At 37.1% G+C, this 16259-nt stretch carries 15 protein-coding genes; 11 read left to right on the top strand and 4 right to left on the bottom strand.

Translation table 11 applies throughout. From position 1 onward, the window contains the following. The first annotated feature begins 266 nt into the window (after nucleotides 1–266). The 3 genes from AC5WOE_RS09090 to AC5WOE_RS09080 all read left to right on the top strand — a co-directional run bounded on the left by AC5WOE_RS09090 (nucleotide 267) and on the right by AC5WOE_RS09080 (nucleotide 2554). The gene (locus tag AC5WOE_RS09090) at nucleotides 267–818 is read left to right on the top strand and encodes an undecaprenyl-diphosphatase (RefSeq protein WP_496050686.1); all 552 of its coding nucleotides are present in this window, start codon (nucleotides 267–269) and stop codon (nucleotides 816–818) included. A gap of 355 nt (nucleotides 819–1173) precedes the next feature. Continuing rightward, a complete protein-coding gene (locus AC5WOE_RS09085) occupies nucleotides 1174–1749 on the top strand; it encodes a LysE family translocator (RefSeq protein WP_496050685.1) in 576 nt (191 codons plus the stop codon). A gap of 25 nt (nucleotides 1750–1774) precedes the next feature. Beyond that, nucleotides 1775–2554 carry a helix-turn-helix domain-containing protein gene (locus tag AC5WOE_RS09080; protein ID WP_496052416.1) on the top strand — a complete coding sequence of 260 codons (780 nt, stop codon included), beginning with the start codon at nucleotides 1775–1777 and terminating at the stop codon, nucleotides 2552–2554. Between the two features lie 165 nt (nucleotides 2555–2719). Here the strand turns inward: AC5WOE_RS09080 and AC5WOE_RS09075 are convergent, their stop codons facing one another. Then, nucleotides 2720–3886, bottom strand: coding sequence for a cytochrome P450 (locus tag AC5WOE_RS09075; protein ID WP_496052415.1), 1167 nt, complete (start codon nucleotides 3884–3886; stop codon nucleotides 2720–2722). Between the two features lie 349 nt (nucleotides 3887–4235). Beyond that, nucleotides 4236–5402: a hypothetical protein gene (locus AC5WOE_RS09070; RefSeq protein WP_496052414.1), complete on the bottom strand. Its 1167-nt coding sequence runs from the start codon at nucleotides 5400–5402 to the stop codon at nucleotides 4236–4238. Nucleotides 5403–5725: 323 nt separating this feature from the next. Between AC5WOE_RS09070 and AC5WOE_RS09065 the strand changes: the two genes are divergently transcribed. Next, nucleotides 5726–6406, top strand: a complete 681-nt coding sequence (locus AC5WOE_RS09065) for a zinc metallopeptidase (RefSeq protein ID WP_496052413.1) — start codon at nucleotides 5726–5728, stop codon at nucleotides 6404–6406. A 91-nt stretch (nucleotides 6407–6497) separates the two neighbouring features. Here AC5WOE_RS09065 and AC5WOE_RS09060 read toward each other — a convergent pair whose 3' ends face one another. Together AC5WOE_RS09060 and AC5WOE_RS09055 are read right to left on the bottom strand one after the other, a co-directional pair. Further along, nucleotides 6498–7433, bottom strand: a complete 936-nt coding sequence (locus tag AC5WOE_RS09060) for a sporulation protein (RefSeq protein WP_496052412.1) — start codon at nucleotides 7431–7433, stop codon at nucleotides 6498–6500. A gap of 69 nt (nucleotides 7434–7502) precedes the next feature. After that, a complete protein-coding gene (locus tag AC5WOE_RS09055; protein ID WP_496050677.1) occupies nucleotides 7503–8237 on the bottom strand; it encodes a thermonuclease family protein in 735 nt (244 codons plus the stop codon). A gap of 325 nt (nucleotides 8238–8562) precedes the next feature. Between AC5WOE_RS09055 and AC5WOE_RS09050 the strand changes: the two genes are divergently transcribed. The 7 genes from AC5WOE_RS09050 to AC5WOE_RS09020 all read left to right on the top strand — a co-directional run bounded on the left by AC5WOE_RS09050 (nucleotide 8563) and on the right by AC5WOE_RS09020 (nucleotide 16246). After that, nucleotides 8563–9378, top strand: coding sequence for a tyrosine-type recombinase/integrase (locus AC5WOE_RS09050; RefSeq protein WP_496052411.1), 816 nt, complete (start codon nucleotides 8563–8565; stop codon nucleotides 9376–9378). 482 nt (nucleotides 9379–9860) lie between these two features. Then, on the top strand, nucleotides 9861–10961 hold the full coding sequence (locus tag AC5WOE_RS09045) for an LCP family protein (protein ID WP_496052410.1): 1101 nt from the start codon (nucleotides 9861–9863) through the stop codon (nucleotides 10959–10961). Nucleotides 10962–11283: 322 nt separating this feature from the next. Continuing rightward, nucleotides 11284–12243 (top strand): mannose-6-phosphate isomerase, class I, encoded by a 960-nt coding sequence (gene manA / locus AC5WOE_RS09040; protein WP_496052409.1) that lies wholly within the window; start codon nucleotides 11284–11286, stop codon nucleotides 12241–12243. Between the two features lie 122 nt (nucleotides 12244–12365). Next, a complete protein-coding gene (locus tag AC5WOE_RS09035; RefSeq protein ID WP_496052408.1) occupies nucleotides 12366–14303 on the top strand; it encodes a BglG family transcription antiterminator in 1938 nt (645 codons plus the stop codon). Between the two features lie 4 nt (nucleotides 14304–14307). Beyond that, complete coding sequence (locus AC5WOE_RS09030; protein ID WP_496050672.1) at nucleotides 14308–14796, top strand: PTS sugar transporter subunit IIA; 489 nt, start codon at nucleotides 14308–14310, stop codon at nucleotides 14794–14796. Next, a complete protein-coding gene (locus AC5WOE_RS09025) occupies nucleotides 14789–15103 on the top strand; it encodes a PTS fructose transporter subunit IIB (RefSeq protein WP_496050671.1) in 315 nt (104 codons plus the stop codon). Before AC5WOE_RS09030 ends, AC5WOE_RS09025 begins: the two co-directional genes overlap by 8 nt. A gap of 27 nt (nucleotides 15104–15130) precedes the next feature. After that, nucleotides 15131–16246, top strand: a complete 1116-nt coding sequence (locus AC5WOE_RS09020; protein ID WP_496050670.1) for a PTS fructose transporter subunit IIC — start codon at nucleotides 15131–15133, stop codon at nucleotides 16244–16246. Nucleotides 16247–16259: the final 13 nt, after the last annotated feature.

Below are 16259 nucleotides of genomic sequence, written 5' to 3'. Positions count from 1 at the left end.
CACAATAAAAATAAGAAGGGTTGTCAAAGAACACAATCAGCTCCAACTATTAGGTCAACAGTTTCTAATACCCTTTCTTGCTCGATCAATAGCAAATATTGTAATGACCTAAGCGATAATAGGTGTTTCTACTGACTACCAACATGATCCAAAATATGCTGATAGTCTTTTTTTGATGATCCGTAATTTAACAGGATAAAAAATGAACTTTCGTTTCTAGAAACAGTCTTTTATTCATGTAGTAATGAAAAGAAGGAGGAAACACCTTGGATTATCAACTTTTTCAATGGATTAACGGTTTTGCGGGACAACATGCTTGGTGGGATCATTTTTTTGAAGCATTAACTTCCTATGGTCCTTATTTATATATGATGATTCTGCTAATACTGGCATTTCGCTCATCTAGCAGATTAGCGGCTGTGGATGGATTTATAACAGCTTCGTTGGCGATGGGGATTAATTTTTTGATTGGTTTGGTCTACTTTCACCCGCGTCCTTTTGTAACTCATCATGTGCATTTATTACTATCACATGTAGCGGATTCATCATTTCCAAGTGATCACACTACTGGAGCAGTAGCAATTGCTCTAGCACTTTGGAACTATAACCGCAAATTAGGTACTCCACTTGTGATGCTTGCTTTACTAATTGGTTTTTCTCGTATTTATGTAGGGCATCATTATCCGACCGATGTAGTAGGAGGCATTTTAGTGGGGACAGTTTCTGCGTTCCTTGTATATAGATTACAACTAGGAAACAAAATACTTACAAAAATTCCTTTTGGACAAAAAGAACAGAATGTTTCCCAATCGTTGTAATGACAAAGATCCTTGAGGTTCATTTCAAGGATCTTTGCATTTCATTAAATCCTTTGAACTTTTTTATTTCGATTGCTGATCTTCTATATATACCAAATATCGAAGTGAAAGTAGGTGTGTGAGAAGGGGGTCGATCAAGAGCTTTAAGACCTCATCATGAAGGTGAAACAAGGTCCATTAGTATGGAAAAAAACTTTGGTTTCCCGCTTAGCGTAAGGAAATCAGGGTTATGACCAATCAATATCCAAAAATTGTAGAGTTAACCTCAAAGCATAAGCTTGCAATAATATACTATATGCCATTTCATTTTAAGATGTATACTTCCATGAGATTACCTTTAAAAGGAGTTTTCGTCATGGATATTACATCTCTTTTCATATATTGTTTTATTGTTACATTTACACCAGGGCCTACTAATATTGTCATATTAGCAACCGTTCATAGCTCTGGGACAAAAAAAGCGATGAAATATACGTATGGAGCCACTATCGCTTTTGGTTTATTACTTGTTATTTCTGTTTTATTAAATACGATGCTTATAACAATCATACCTAAAATTTTAGTGGTTATGCAGATAATCGGAAGCTTATATATGTTCTATCTCGCTTATCAGGTTTACAAAATGGATACATCAAAACCAGCCGTAAATCAAACGGCTACCTTTCTGTCAGGCTTTCTTATGCAGTTTTTAAATCCAAAGGTGGTACTGTTTACAATGACTGTCATTCCTAGCTTCATTATGCCCCACTATTCCGCAATGCCTGCGGTGACAATAAGTGTAATAGCTATCACTCTTATTGGATTTTCCGCCTTTCTAACTTGGGTGCTTTTCGGTACCATCTTCAAGAATTTTTTACAGAAACATAAAAAAACGGTTAATATTGTAATGGCATTATTTTTAGTTTATGCTGCAATTATGATATGGATGTAAGTAAGCTGATGAAGAGGTGAATGATGTGGACAAATTTATCTATAAAAAATCAGCGGGTATTACTGCTTTATCAGCAAATATTACTAGTTTTACGTATAAAAAGCATTCTCATAAGGAATATGCAATAGGTGTAACATTACGTGGTATTCAACACTATAACTTGGATGGCTGTTTACAATTATCCTATCGAAATGGAGTTATGTTTTTTAATCCAGAACAGGCACACGACGGAATGGCACATGATGAGTCTGGACTAGATTATGTTATGTTATATATTGCACCGGAATTGCTTTTAGAGGTTATGGAGAAAAAAGATATCGTGCGTTTTTCAACCCCTGTTGTGTATAATGATAGACTTGCACAAACAATTTTAAGTCTTGCTAATGCAATATTAAGCGGAAAAGATGAGGCTTTGTGCAGTGAATTACTTTTATCTCTTACAGATAGCCTTATTCAAACGAATTTTTCTACAGATTATAAGAAAGATAACGTTCTAATTAGAAAAGCTAAGGATATGCTTCATACCAACTTAGAAAATGTACTTAAGCTTGACGAGATATGTAAAGAGCTTGATTTATCGAAATTCCAATTTATCCGTTTATTCAAGGCTCATACTGGAATTTCCCCCTACCAATACTTTCTTAACTGCAAGATAGAATATGCAAAGCAGTTAATAGAAAAAAATAGAGATATATATTCAGCAGTAACAGAATGTGGTTTTGTTGATTTAACCCATTTAAATAAGCACTTCAAAAGCGTTTATGGAACAACAGCATTTGAATATATCTCACATTTAAGTGGATGAGGAGTTTGTTTGATTTGGTTAGTCATGAATTTAAGGAGAATAAATCCAGTAATACTCTTTTGACATTTTACATATTCAGTTAGAGGGTTAATTTGTCAATCCAAAAAAAAGTCGCCCATTATTAAACGAACGACTTCTTGGACAAACGTATTTTCACATCGTTTTCTATTTCTTATCAAACAACACAGGCAATGTTTGGAAGGCATACATCATATCACTAGGTTGTGCTTGTAACTCGATTCCTGGTTGGATACGAAAATTTTTGAACCTGCCTAGCAATTTTTCAAATACGACCTTTGCTTCCATCCGTGCTAAAGGTGCGCCAATACAATGGTGAATCCCATATCCAAAGCTGATATGATTTAAATTCGGACGATGGATATCAAATACTTCTGGATTGGGGAAAACGGTCTCATCATGGTTGGCAGACCCTACCCAAAAGTTGACCAAGTCGCCCTTTTTCATCTGTTGCCCCCGAAATTCAACATCCACTGCGGCCATCCGATACGTGGATTGGAGTGGAGAACGATAGCGAAGCGACTCCTCGATCGCCTTGGAAATATCTTCTGGATGTGTGTCCAAGTGTGCTTGGACATCTGGAAACTGGGTCAAAGCATATAACGTATTGGCAATCAAGTTGGTTGTAGATTCGTTGCCAGCGATCAAAAGGAAGAAACAGAAACCCAGCACTTCTGGAATAGACAATCTCTCTCCATTCACTTCAGCAAACAAGATGGTACTGATCAAATCTTCCTTTGGCTCTTGTTTTCGTTGTTCGATCAAATTTAAAAAGTAGGCGCTCATTTCTTGCTGGATCGCTACAAACTTCTCCAATCCTCCCTCTACTTCATTGGGATTCTGGGTGATAGTGATGGACCAAACTTTAAATTTTTCTTTGTCTTCATAAGGAACTCCTAAAATTTCTGCAATTACTTGAATGGGAACGGATATCGCCAAATCTTCTAGCGTTTCCATTTCTCCTCGTTCTGCGACTTCATCCAAAAAGGAATCGACCAGCTTTTCGATCCATGGCCGCATTTGCTCAATCGCTTTGGGATGAAAAGCATCCGATACCAGCGCACGAAGTTTGCTATGGTAGGGAGGATCTGAAAAGTTGATCCCATAACTCATCGGATTATCTTCCTGTTTGGGCATGTATTCTACGGAAAACTTACGATAATCTCTTGCTACTTCTTTTACATCTTCATAGCGAAAAATTTGCCAAGCTCCTTTGATATCTACCACACTCATAAAGTCAGGATCATAGAAAACAGGGCGATCGTCACGCATTTTTTTGTAAAAAGGGTATGGATTAAGATAAGACCGTTTCATCATATTCCCCCTACTATTCCTAGTTAGAATGATATTTTATTTTAACATAATATAATTTTCATAGAAATTATATTATAGGTGTTTATTTAGATTTTAATGCTAAGGAAAGAATCCCAGATCGTCATTTAAGCAGACTAATTCATTAATTGTGGACAAGGTTCGTATACTATGAAGTGTTTTTCTAATAGATTTCCTCTTAAAAGGCTCTTTCGTTCTATTTATTGGAGGACGAGCGTTAATTAAATTTTGTTACATGGGGTGTCTTTTTATTTCTTTGTGCAGAACATGGTAATGGTGGTGCTCATTATTCCATTCTTTCTAGTGACTAGTAAAAAGTCGATTCAATCTATTAGTTCAAAAATCCTAGCCAACCCATATGACGAGGTCCAGATGAACGGACATATAATCTCCATTCTTCCTGGCAGTCATTACAGAGGATGACTCCTCCAAATTGACCTTCTGACATCCCTCCGTAGACCTCGCGTCGAATACATTTCTGACACATCTCTTGACTCGGAATCTGAAGAGCTTCCTTCAACTCGGGATACAGCATGTAATCTACCGACTCCATACGGCGTTCCGTTAATTCCTGAGAGGTTAAGTCTGCATCGTTGCGGTACCAAAGCTTGACATGTTCTCGGGCAGCTCGAACAACAGCACTTGTTTCTGGTTTGCCAATTGTAAGTCCATCCTCCACAAATCGATAGCGACGCATAGACATGTGAATGAGTGGGAGATTTTTGAGGAGATTAATCGCACATCTTCCCTGGACGGTTTTGCACCACATTGTCTCTAGTGCCCATAGAGTGGAGCGTGCACTTTTGTAGACCTCCTGCCGAAATTCTAGGTCTTGTCCACAATAAGCATATAGATTGGATACTTCTGCTTCAGCTCTATGTTTATAGAAGGCGACGGCATCGTACATCGTAATGCCGATCTCTGCCATAGCCTGATATTCAACTTCTTCGAAGTCCGGGTCTAAATCATTGCAGGCCACGGCTGCAGCGATAAATAATCTTACCTGGGCATCACAGTCTCGAAGCCTGAAGTATCTGGAGGGAGAGGAGGCAATGGCTTCTATATACTTTTTGCAAAGATCAGATTGCTGATCCAACGTCTTTTCTGCCATGAAAAGTAGACACGAGGCATACTCTTGTAACATGGCGTCATATACGGAAGTTCCGGCGAATAGAGTGTCTAGCAACTCGCGAACTGGATAGCCTAGTACATATTCACCAGGAGTAAGAAGCCGATCAACGTCTACCAGCTCTCCCCGGTACTCTGCCACAGTTGTCAGCGCTGTTAAGCGGACGAATGCGATGTACTTTTCCCAGTTAGTAAACTCAGGGACACCGCAACGGACATATTCCCAAGCAGTAGCGAGAACTTCGACCCGCTCTTTCTCTGTGAGGCCGCAATTCAATAGGTCGTTTTCAATCTCTTTTGGATAGTGGAGTTGATCTTGATTTAGAGTATATTCAGTCTTATTTTCCTCAATATTGCGATGAATGTTCATTCGCTATCACCTATCTTGTTGTAGTGAACTGAATGAAAAACTGTGTAGATAATTATAAACGATTATAATAATAAATTAAATAATAATTATAACTCTTTTATTAACAGAAATATCCAATCTAATTTTAAATAACTCAAAGTAACTCCTTCACTTCCTGTAATGGGTATACTTGTTGGCTGTGTGAGTTTATAGATTTGTTCATTCACAATTCAGTAACATTTTATCAATAAATAAAACAATGCTGTATCGTATAATGGATTTACAATAAAAGGTTTTTTGCCTAAAAAGATCAAAATCGATGCTTTTCTTTCAGGAGGTTTGACATGTCAATTCTTCTATATATCGTTTCTATCCTAGCATTTGGTCTTACAATATGGGCACAATTCAAGGTGAAAGGGAATTTCAACAAGTGGTCTAACTATCTAACGCATTCAGGAATAACAGGAGCTGAGGTTGCAAGAAGGATTCTAGATCAAAACGGTTTACATGGAGTTCCTGTTGAGATGGTTCATGGCCAGCTAACAGATCACTATGATCCAACGGCTCGTACTGTTCGCTTATCGGAAAGTGTATATGCAGGTTCTTCCATCGCATCCATTTCAATAGCAGCACATGAATGCGGTCATGCGATTCAACATAAAGAGTCTTATGGAGCTCTAGCCATAAGACATCGAATGTTTCCATTAGTGAACATAACTTCCGGAATTGCACCTATCCTGCTTTTGGCAGGCATTTTCCTTAAAATGTCTGGCTTACTTCTTGTAGGGATTCTTTTCTTCTCCGTGGCTGTTGCCTTTCAATTGATTACATTACCAGTTGAATTTAATGCGAGTAGTCGAGCAAAACAAATCCTTGTCCGTAATGGTTTCATTCATAGAGAAGAAGAGCATGGAATGAATAAAGTACTAAGTGCAGCAGCACTTACTTATGTTGCGGCCGCATTATACGCTGTGACTGAATTGTTACAGTTTGTATTTCTTTTCTTTCAATCTGATGATGATTAAAAGGAAATCGCTTATGTATGAAGTGTCAGCAAAAATGGACACAGATTTATAAAACAAATGAAAAAGACAAAAACGCCTAGTAGGCGTTTTTTTAGTCTTCTTCATCTTCGAAGAAATCTTCAATATCATTATCGTCGTCATCGTCATTGTCTAACATTTCAGATAGAACATATCCACCGATGGCTCCAGCAGCAAATCCACCTACAGCGGCTCCAACTCCGCTTCCATGATGGTTATGACCATGTTCATGATCATCGTAATAATGATGTTCGTGATGTTCATAGTGCTCATGATGACTGGAATGAGAACCAGATCCATAGGCATGAACCAATTCTTCTAACAAATCTTTAAAATACGATTCCAATCGGTAGGCGTCGTGGAGTAAATGATGATCTAAAAATACGCGATGTTTGACCTCTTTTTCATGTCCATAGGATAATAGGTCAACTTCTAGCCGTAAATCTAATCCATCTGGTAAAATGGCAACCGTAAATTCCACTTCTTCGATTTCTCCTCGAAAATAACTGGTTGGATAAAGCTCGAATTCTTGAACTTGTCCATTAAAGGAGCGCGATTCATGTTTCTCATGAAAACCGAGATTTTGTAGTGCAGTAAGCACATTTTGCAATTCATGAGGAGGGACGATAGAAATAAAATCACGATCCGTATGATCTTTCCCACCTATGATATCTAATTCTGTTTGAAAAAAGTAAGAAACAGTATGCCCAGATATCGGTAAATTGCTTGGAAGACGGAAATCAAATGGAAAAGTTTTTTGTTCGTTAGGGTGAATCACAAAAGTCGTATGAAATGGAACTCTACTTATCGTTTGATGAAAATGATGCTCGTGGTCATGTATTTCTAGCTCCAACTTTACGTCAATTTTATCAATGGATTGCTCCACTGTTCCTCCATAGATGTGTAGTTCTCCTTTTACTTCTTCACCGGGGGCAAAATGGTCTTCATAAAGTACAAGATCTACCTTCGCCCCACCTTGTCCGAGACTAGCCATAAATTTTTTAAACAATTCGATTTCCTCCCGATTTTTGATCTGTCCTAATGGTAGAGACACCGCTGCTAGAAAAAATAAGAATTTCTAGTTCCAACAATCTTGTACTTGACTGCGGTGACGACCACTGGTTTTAGCATCCTCTTCTGTTTTAAAATAGATTCGATTTTCTTCCTTGATGGTATCTACTACTTGTTTACAACTAGCAGGATGATAAACATCACTGTTTGAGCTTGCTACAAATCCATTTTTGTTAGTTGTAATTTTTATTTTGTCGGATTTTACAGACTCTGGATGAAATCCATCGGACTGTACATAGTTATCCAATGACCAGATTCCGATTTTCTTTTGCTTTGCCTTTGTTTCTGTTTGTTTATAGGTGTCTAAGTATTTGTGGTTTTTTGGATCTTGATAAACACGAACCAATCCATTTTCTAATAGAGTTTGCTCTACGCTTTTTCCATCAACATAAGCATAAGCTAAAAATCGTTTATATGGATCTCGAGAAGAGGTGTCCTTTTCTAATGTCAATGTTTTGGATGACTGAATCAAATGGGTGAGAAAGGTGGTTGCTTCATCAGCGAAAGGTTGTTTTCCATCTTTTGGATCATTCATTTCTGGTGCATCCACTAATAATAGACGAACCGTTTCCGTTTTCTTCTTCATTTTCACTTTGATGGTATCTCCATCTACAATGGAAACATCAGACGTAGGAATCTCTACTTTGTTGTTATCTGCCGTATCTTGGTTTCCACAAGCAGCTAGAAGAAGAGATGCAAGAAATACGGTAGCAATCGGGATAAAGCGTGTTTTTGGTTTCAATTTGTTCACCTTTCCAATGAAATAAGATGTGTCTAACTTTTGATCATACTAATCACCAGTATACGAGTTCGGTAAAAAATATCAATAGATTTTATGTATTCATACAAAACATTATATTTCGTAACAGAAAAGCAATCTATTTGTAAGCATCTTGTAGTCATTTTTTTCTCTATTAAACAAATAAACAAAAAATGATGGATAAATCAGGGTGTATGTAAGATACTTGGTAATCCCATTTCCAATGGGAATATGTAATAATTAGTAAGGTACGAATTCGAGCATGGAGAGAAAGGTATGATCATATGGGATTAACTATCAAGTATTAATGAATGAATTTACGGAATGGTTGCTATTTCGAAATAAGAAATCACGGACAATTTATGAATATCTTCATGTTGTCAATTCCTTTTTGCTATGGATACAAGAAGAGTACGATGATTTAGTATGCCCAAGCCAAATTACCATGGTGCATATTATTAAGTGGTTAGCGTATTTAGGAAGTTTTAATCTAGCTCCTACTACCATCCATAAAAAATTAGCAGCGTTGAAAACGTATTGGAGTTTTATTGAACTGGAAGGATACTCCAAAACCAATCCGATGAAAGCCATTGGTTTACCACGTACTTTATCTTCGTCCAAATCAGTCTTATCTTTATCTGACGAAGAAGAACGATGTTTGATAGTAGAAGTGGAGAAAGAAAAAAATGAATGGAAAAGAATGAGAAATATCTGCATGGTATATGTGATGCTGTGTTTAGGATTACGAGTATCAGAAGTCATTCAATTAAAAAGAAATGATTTTTTAGCCAAACCGCAAATTTTAAAAGTACAAGATGACAATGGGGATGTAAGGGATCTTTCACTCACTCCTTTTCTTACTAACTTATTGTCAGATTGGATATCTCTTTCTAATCCTTCTTCCTTTCTTTTTCCTTCTGGTTTAGAGGGCAAGCAGTTGACTCGTCAAGCACTTCATTACATTGTGAAAAAGTATTTTCAAGCCTTTGGAAAAGCTCAACATAGTGCCCAATCTTTACGAAATACATTTATCAAACGATGTTTAAATGATGGTATGGATCTTCCCAGCATATCGAAATTACTTGGTTTAAAAACAACAGAAAGTCTTCAGAAGTATCAATAGAGGAATGAATAACAACTGGAAAGTTTTTTGTGTTTGGTACAATGAAAATGGCTGATGATCATATCGATACATCAGCCATTTTTTAATGGCAGGAAATTACTAAAGTGCTTCTATGTAATTTCTACTTTTACATCGTCACTAATTACTAATCTACCTTTCTGTAAAACAAATCCAATATTTTGCTAATCAATCGTTCTTTTTTTCTATTATAATATAGTCTAGTGTTTTCATTTAAACACATGAACAATCGTTTGCTCCCAAACCAGCGATGATGTGCTGGAGAGTATTCGCAAAATATTCAAATGGTGATAGATAGACGATTCTTTGAAGGAACTTTATTATGAATAATAGGAATCTTGTTCAAACGTATTTCTACAATTTCTTACCAAGATACAAAAGGTATCTATTTTTGAAAGAAAAATTATAAAAATAGTAGGATTAACATCCACTTTATTTCGAAAACAACGAAAGAAGGCTAGCCCATGTATGCAAGTACATCCACTGAAAAAAGAACACCTTCCCGTATGAAGAAATTGCACAAGAAAAATAAAAAGAAATGGATCATTAGAAGTCTGATTATCTTCTTGATTATTATAATGGGAATTGGTTGTTATATCTTTTTTACTTTCTGGAATGCATTAGGAAAAGGATATAAAGATGCTCCTATATCACAATATCGTTCAGCTCCGGTAACGTTGGACAAGCCATTTACTTTATTACTTATGGGAACAGATAACTATGATTCAGATAAAAAGAAACTGAACAACCCGGATGCATTTGGAGAACGTACAGATGTGTTAATGCTGCTTGTGGTTAATCCAGAAAAGAAGAAAGCACTTATCGTAAATATTCCACGTGATACGATTGTACCGATTGCAAATACAAACGGAGTACGTACGAAAATCAATGCTGCTTATAACTATGCTTATGGTGGTCTTACAAATAAAAAAGTAGATCCCACCCAAAATGTGCTCGATACCGTTTCCAATTTTCTAGGAGGAGTTGCTATTGACTATTATGCTCATATCAACTTTAAAGGATTTATTGATCTTGTAAATGCAGTTGGTGGAGTAGATGTGTATGTTCCTTATAGTTTTCATATAAGTACTTTTGATCGGGTTTGTAGGTTTAAAACAGGTCCCATGCACTTAAATGGGGAGTGTGCTCTTCCATATGTACGTCAGCGTCATAGTGATCCAAATGGAGACCATGGCCGAAATATTCGTCAACAACAAGTGATTGAAAAACTTGTAGCCAAATTAGGAAGTTTCAGTTCTCTTACAGATGTATCGGGAATTGCTAACGCAATAGGGGATAATTTATCTTATGATATCCCGCCGTCTAACTTCTTACCGCTAGCAAGCTTATATAAATCTATCCCTAAGAAAAATATAGAACAGTTTCAAGGTGGTGTATTGGGAGGAACAAGTGCAAGTAATGGAGTTGCGGTTGGAAAGTCTGATTATGTAGTGATTCAGGCATCGGATAAACGTAAATTATATGAGAAGTTAGTGGATATGGGAATCCCCCATGGATCTGAACCTAACTTTGTAACCTATAAACATCCATCATCAGGAAAGTAATTTAGTAAAAAGGATAAAGGAGGCTACAGGAATAGTAGTCTCCTTTATCCTTTTCTTGAATCTATGATCATACTGGATTAGTTATGGAAGTAGAATCGACACTCACTAAACAAAAGCCAATTTCCCTTGATATACAAGGGGTTTTGGCTTTCTGTTTTTGTTTAATCCCATTTGATTATAGAACGAATATTAGGAGGGGTAAATGTAAAGAAAACAATTTGCAGTTTTTAATCCCTTTATTCTTGCTGACAATCTCCTATATCAACTCTTTTATACTTCAAAATATAGGATACTATCACACCAATAGGAAGAAGGGAGTCTGTTGAGTCTACGACCAATATTTCTAGAGCCGATTTTTCAAGAGAGGATTTGGGGTGGTCATAGGTTAGCAAAACTTTTTGATTATCCCCTAAAGTCATCAAAGGTAGGAGAATGCTGGGGAATTTCAGCTCATCTGCATGGGAGTAATGTAGTGAGAAATGGGATATTTAGCGGAATAACATTACGCGAACTCTGGGATAACCATCAAGAAATATTTGGTTCACCAAAAATAAAAGATTTTCCGCTTTTAGTGAAAATATTAGATGCACATGAGGATCTTTCGATTCAAGTGCATCCTGATAATGAATATGCTCAAAAAATAGAAAATGATTTAGGAAAAACAGAGTGTTGGTATGTAATTGATTGTGAAGATGATGCTAAGTTGGTTTATGGACACCATGCGAAAACGAAGTTTGACTTATTGCAGATGATAAATAATAAAGAATGGAAAGGTTTAATTCGAGAAATTCCCATTCAACCTGGAGACTTTTTCTATGTGCCCAGTGGGACGATACATGCATTATGTGCTGGAACAATTGTATTAGAAGTACAGCAGAGTTCAGATGTGACATACCGGCTGTATGACTATGATCGTATGGATCAAAACGGTCATACTAGAGAGCTGCACCTCCAAAAAGCGCTAGATGTTATTACAGTTCCAAATCCAGATGTAAAATCATCAATTACAACAAATTTCGAATCAGGTGGACGAGTACAGACTTTGTTACAAGGTGATTTTTTTTCTGTTTATAAGTGGGGGGTACATCATTCTCTAAAACTTTCCGCACATAATCAGTATATATTAGCAAGTGTGGTGAAGGGTGAAGGGATGCTCAGACAAGGGCAAGAACGGTATCCAGTTAAAAAAGGAGATCATTTTATTCTCCCCTATGACTTTGGAGAATTCATTTTGGAAGGAAAATTAGATATTATTGCCGCAACTCCTCCAGCGTGTTACTAATCTTTTTTATATGGATAATACTTATAGAGTATGACCTTGTTTTGCAGGAATGAATCCCATACATCATGTGGTATTTCCAATGGAGAATGTTCGTTACAATATAATCAAAGATGGTGTTATACATGAACACACTTTCTGATAGAGGCAAACAAATTATTTATTGTTTGTTACAATCCAGACCCCATACTACAGTGAAAGAATTAACCAAACAGGTGAAGGTTTCTGAAAGAACCATCTCCAAAGAGTTGGACATTATTGCTGATTATATTCAAGATTATGGTCTAACTTTAAAGCGTAAGCCCAAAGTTGGCATATGGATCGAGGGAGATGATAAAGCCAAATTAAATATTCAGCGAGAGCTTCCTGTATCATGGAGTTCGATTCCAAATAGTGCACAAGAACGGCAAAATTTTATTATACTGCGACTGCTGGAAACGAACGAATACCTAACGATGAATTGGTTTGCAGATGAACTTTTTGTAAGCCGTGCAACGATTGAGAGAGACATCCCAGAAGTAGAAAAAAAACTCAAGTTATATGGGCTACAGTTAGAGAAACGGCCAAATCGTGGTTTGCATCTTTTAGGTACAGAAAAAATGCGTCGAGAATTGTTTTCTGCCCTTATAACTGGTCATGATGAAGAAGATTCATTGTTAGGGGAGAAAACGGCATATAGTCATACCAATATGAAAAATTTGTTTCAAAATATTAATTTAGATATTTTAGAGAATCGTATTCGAGAATGTGAAAATGAACTTGGCTATCGGTTTTCAGATTTTGCTTTTCATGCTCTTCTCATTCACCTTGCCATTGCAATCAGTCGTATTCGTGAAGGAAATCAAGTCGTTATTGAACAAAGCGAGTCAGCCGAGTTAAAACAAGAGCGAGAATATGAAATAGCGATTCAATTAATCAAGAAGTTGTCCAGCGATTATGCGATTCATTTTCCAGAAGCCGAAGTAGATTATGTGACCATACATTTATTAGGAGCTAAAATTCAAGCTGATGTTTTCATTAATTCATCCATTTCACCTTATCACTCGATTGTAATGGAGATGATTGAAGCTGCTTCCGAGCGGATTCAGATTAATTTTTCAGATGATCCATCTTTGTTGAATGGATTGTTAATCCACATGCGCTCTGCAATTAATCGTTTGAGGCATCAAATGCCGATTCATAATCCTTATACCAGAAAAATTTATGAGCAATATCGTATTTCCTTTGAAGCAGCCGTCGCAGCTTGTTCCATCTTAGAAAAGAAATGGAATTTAACAGTAGACCGCAATGAAATTGCTTATATCGCTATGCATTTTGGTGCTTCATTAGAGCGTTTAAAAGAGAAGGACCCCGTTTTACAAGTAATTGTAGTCTGTAGTTCTGGTGTGGGGAGTTCGCAATTTTTAGCAGCAAAATTACGGCGGCATTTCCAACCCGCTCTAAAAATTATTGCCATTGTATCTATGTCAGATTTGCCAAAAGCTTTACAAGAACATCATCAAGTAGATCTTGTCATTTCAACTATTCCAATTGAATTAGATTCTATTCCAATCGTGCAGATTTCACCTTTACTTACGGAAGATGAGTTTCAACAGATTGAGAAAACGGCTAAAAGTATTCAAGTAAATTCAGAGAGAAAACAAGCGATGCAAAAGTTTCTTGCCTTGATAGATCCTAAGGCCATTTGGGAGGAATTAGATGCCTCAACGAAAGAAGAAGTGATTCATCAAATGGGGAATCTTTTGGTTCATCAAGGATATACCACTGCTGAATATATAGAAAGCGCTTTAAAAAGAGAAGCAGTAGCTTCTACTGCAATAGGGAGTTTTGCAACACCACACGGTGATCCTCTTTATGTGAAGCGTTCTGTCATTGCAGTAGCAAAGTTAAAGAAAACAGTAGATTGGGATGGACAAGAGGTAAAGACAGTTTTTTTGTTAGCTATGGGTTCCGAAATAATGGAGCAATTACCTACCATTTTTGATGCTTTTTATGATCTCACACAAGACGAAGACAACTTAGAACAATTTCTTTCAGGTCTGACTAGATCAAATCTCAGGTGAATGGATGAGAGCAGCTATGAATATAGAACGGTTATTTAAAAAAAACCTCATAAAAATGCATTTGAGAGCACAAACAAAACAAGAAGCTATAAGTCAACTGGTTGATTTGCTAGACAAAAATGGAAAATTATTAAACAAGCAAGCTTATCAATCAGCTGTGTTAGAGCGTGAAACAGATGGAACAACGGGAGTGGGAAACGGTGTAGCTATTCCACATGGAAAATCCGCTGCTGTAAAGGAAACATGTCTGGTTGTTGGAAAATGTGAGACATCTGTCGAATGGGAATCGCTGGATGAGAGACCGGTTGATTTGATTTTCTTGTTAGCAGTAAAAGAAGAAGATCAAAACGATGTGCACTTGCGAATGTTAGCACAACTAGCAGAGCTACTAATGGAAGAACGTTTTGTGAAAGAATTAATTCGTTCTGAATCAATGGAAGAATTAATCTCATTATTGACCAAACAACAAAAGGTGGAGAGTTCAGATGCGTAAAAAAATTGTTGCAGTGACTGCTTGTGCTACTGGAGTTGCTCATACATTTATGGCTGCAACCGCATTGAAAAAGGGTGCTAAAGCATTAGGGCATCTGATAAAAGTGGAAACACAAGGCGCACTTGGGATTGAGAATAAGATTACTTCCAAAGATTTAGAAATTGCAGATGTGGTCATCATGGCAGTGGATACAAAAGTAAGAGAAGATCAACGTTTTGAAGGGAAAACAGTACATCACGTTGCTGTTAGTGCTCCAATTAAAGATGCAAAAAAAGTAATTGAAGATGCTTTGAATCTAATATCATAATCACCTAGATAAATGGGAGGGTTTACCATGTCTATCAAAACACTAGGTTCTGAATTGAAGCGTCATTTACTAACAGGTGTATCTTATATGATTCCACTTGTAATCGCCGGAGCAGTGATCATGGCTTTTGCTCGTGTAGGTGCTAGTTTTTACGGAATAAAAGATATATGGGATGCTTCATATGCACAAAATGCAAACGGTTTCATCAAACTTCTCCACAGTTTGGATGGTTTTGGTGGATCAGCACTCAGTATGATGCTTCCGACAATTGCAGCGTTCATCGCGTTTTCAATTTCGGACAAGCTTGGAATTGCTCCAGGTTTAGTTGCAGGACTGCTTGCTAGAGATCTAGGATCAGGATTTCTAGGAGCACTAGTCGCAGGTTTAATTGCTGGTTATGCCTGTCTCCTGATCAAAAAATATGTGAAATTACCAGCTGTTGCTTCATCGATTGTTCCGGTTTTTCTTATCCCCGTCTTTGGGACTTTGATTTCGGTATTATTGATTAATTATGTTGTAGGTATCCCGCTTGCTGATCTAAATCACTGGCTAGAAGCTTGGCTCAAAGGGATGTCTGGAGGAAATAAAATCTTAATGGCATTGGTTGTTGGAGCTATGGTTGGGTTTGACTTAGGTGGACCAGTAAACAAAGCTGCTGTTACCACTGCAATGGCATTACTGACATCTGGAGTATTTGAACCAAACACAGCAGCTCAAGTAGCGATTATCGTTCCTCCGCTTGGAATGGGAATTGCCACCCTTATTGCAAAACGAAAGTACAATCGAGAGTTACGAGAAGCAGGTCGTTCTTCGCTCATTATGGGTCTTGTCGGTATCAGTGAAGGAGCAATCCCTTTTGCAGTAGAATCACCTGGGAAGGTCATACCAATCAACGTGATCGGTTCTGCATTAGCTGCTGCACTTGCAGTAGGAATTGGTACGGTAAACGAAGCACCTATTAGTGGATTTTATGGATGGCTTACAGTACATCACTGGCCATTATATGTTCTCTCCATTGCGGTAGGAGCCTTCTTTATTGGTGTAACAACTGCCTTGCTGCGAAAAGAACAAGTACAGTCAGATGAAAATTTTGATGATGATCTAGATGCTGCATGGGATGAAGAAGTTAATGCAAAAGCTTAAAAATATAAACGGT

This window comes from Shimazuella sp. NTD248, assembly GCF_059510395.1.
This window is presented reverse-complemented; position numbering and strand designations above follow the sequence as displayed.

Excerpts from the sequence above, each read along its gene's own strand:
- AC5WOE_RS09085 (WP_496050685.1), top strand. The coding sequence starts at position 1,174 with ATGGATATTACATCTCTTTTCATATATTGTTTTATTGTTACATTTACA.
- AC5WOE_RS09075 (WP_496052415.1), bottom strand. The coding sequence starts at position 3,886 with ATGAAACGGTCTTATCTTAATCCATACCCTTTTTACAAAAAAATGCGT.
- AC5WOE_RS09070 (WP_496052414.1), bottom strand. The coding sequence starts at position 5,402 with ATGAACATTCATCGCAATATTGAGGAAAATAAGACTGAATATACTCTA.
- AC5WOE_RS09065 (WP_496052413.1), top strand. The coding sequence starts at position 5,726 with ATGTCAATTCTTCTATATATCGTTTCTATCCTAGCATTTGGTCTTACA.
- AC5WOE_RS09050 (WP_496052411.1), top strand. The coding sequence starts at position 8,563 with ATGAATGAATTTACGGAATGGTTGCTATTTCGAAATAAGAAATCACGG.
- AC5WOE_RS09045 (WP_496052410.1), top strand. The coding sequence starts at position 9,861 with ATGTATGCAAGTACATCCACTGAAAAAAGAACACCTTCCCGTATGAAG.
- AC5WOE_RS09035 (WP_496052408.1), top strand. The coding sequence starts at position 12,366 with ATGAACACACTTTCTGATAGAGGCAAACAAATTATTTATTGTTTGTTA.
- AC5WOE_RS09030 (WP_496050672.1), top strand. The coding sequence starts at position 14,308 with ATGAGAGCAGCTATGAATATAGAACGGTTATTTAAAAAAAACCTCATA.
- AC5WOE_RS09025 (WP_496050671.1), top strand. The coding sequence starts at position 14,789 with ATGCGTAAAAAAATTGTTGCAGTGACTGCTTGTGCTACTGGAGTTGCT.
- AC5WOE_RS09020 (WP_496050670.1), top strand. The coding sequence starts at position 15,131 with ATGTCTATCAAAACACTAGGTTCTGAATTGAAGCGTCATTTACTAACA.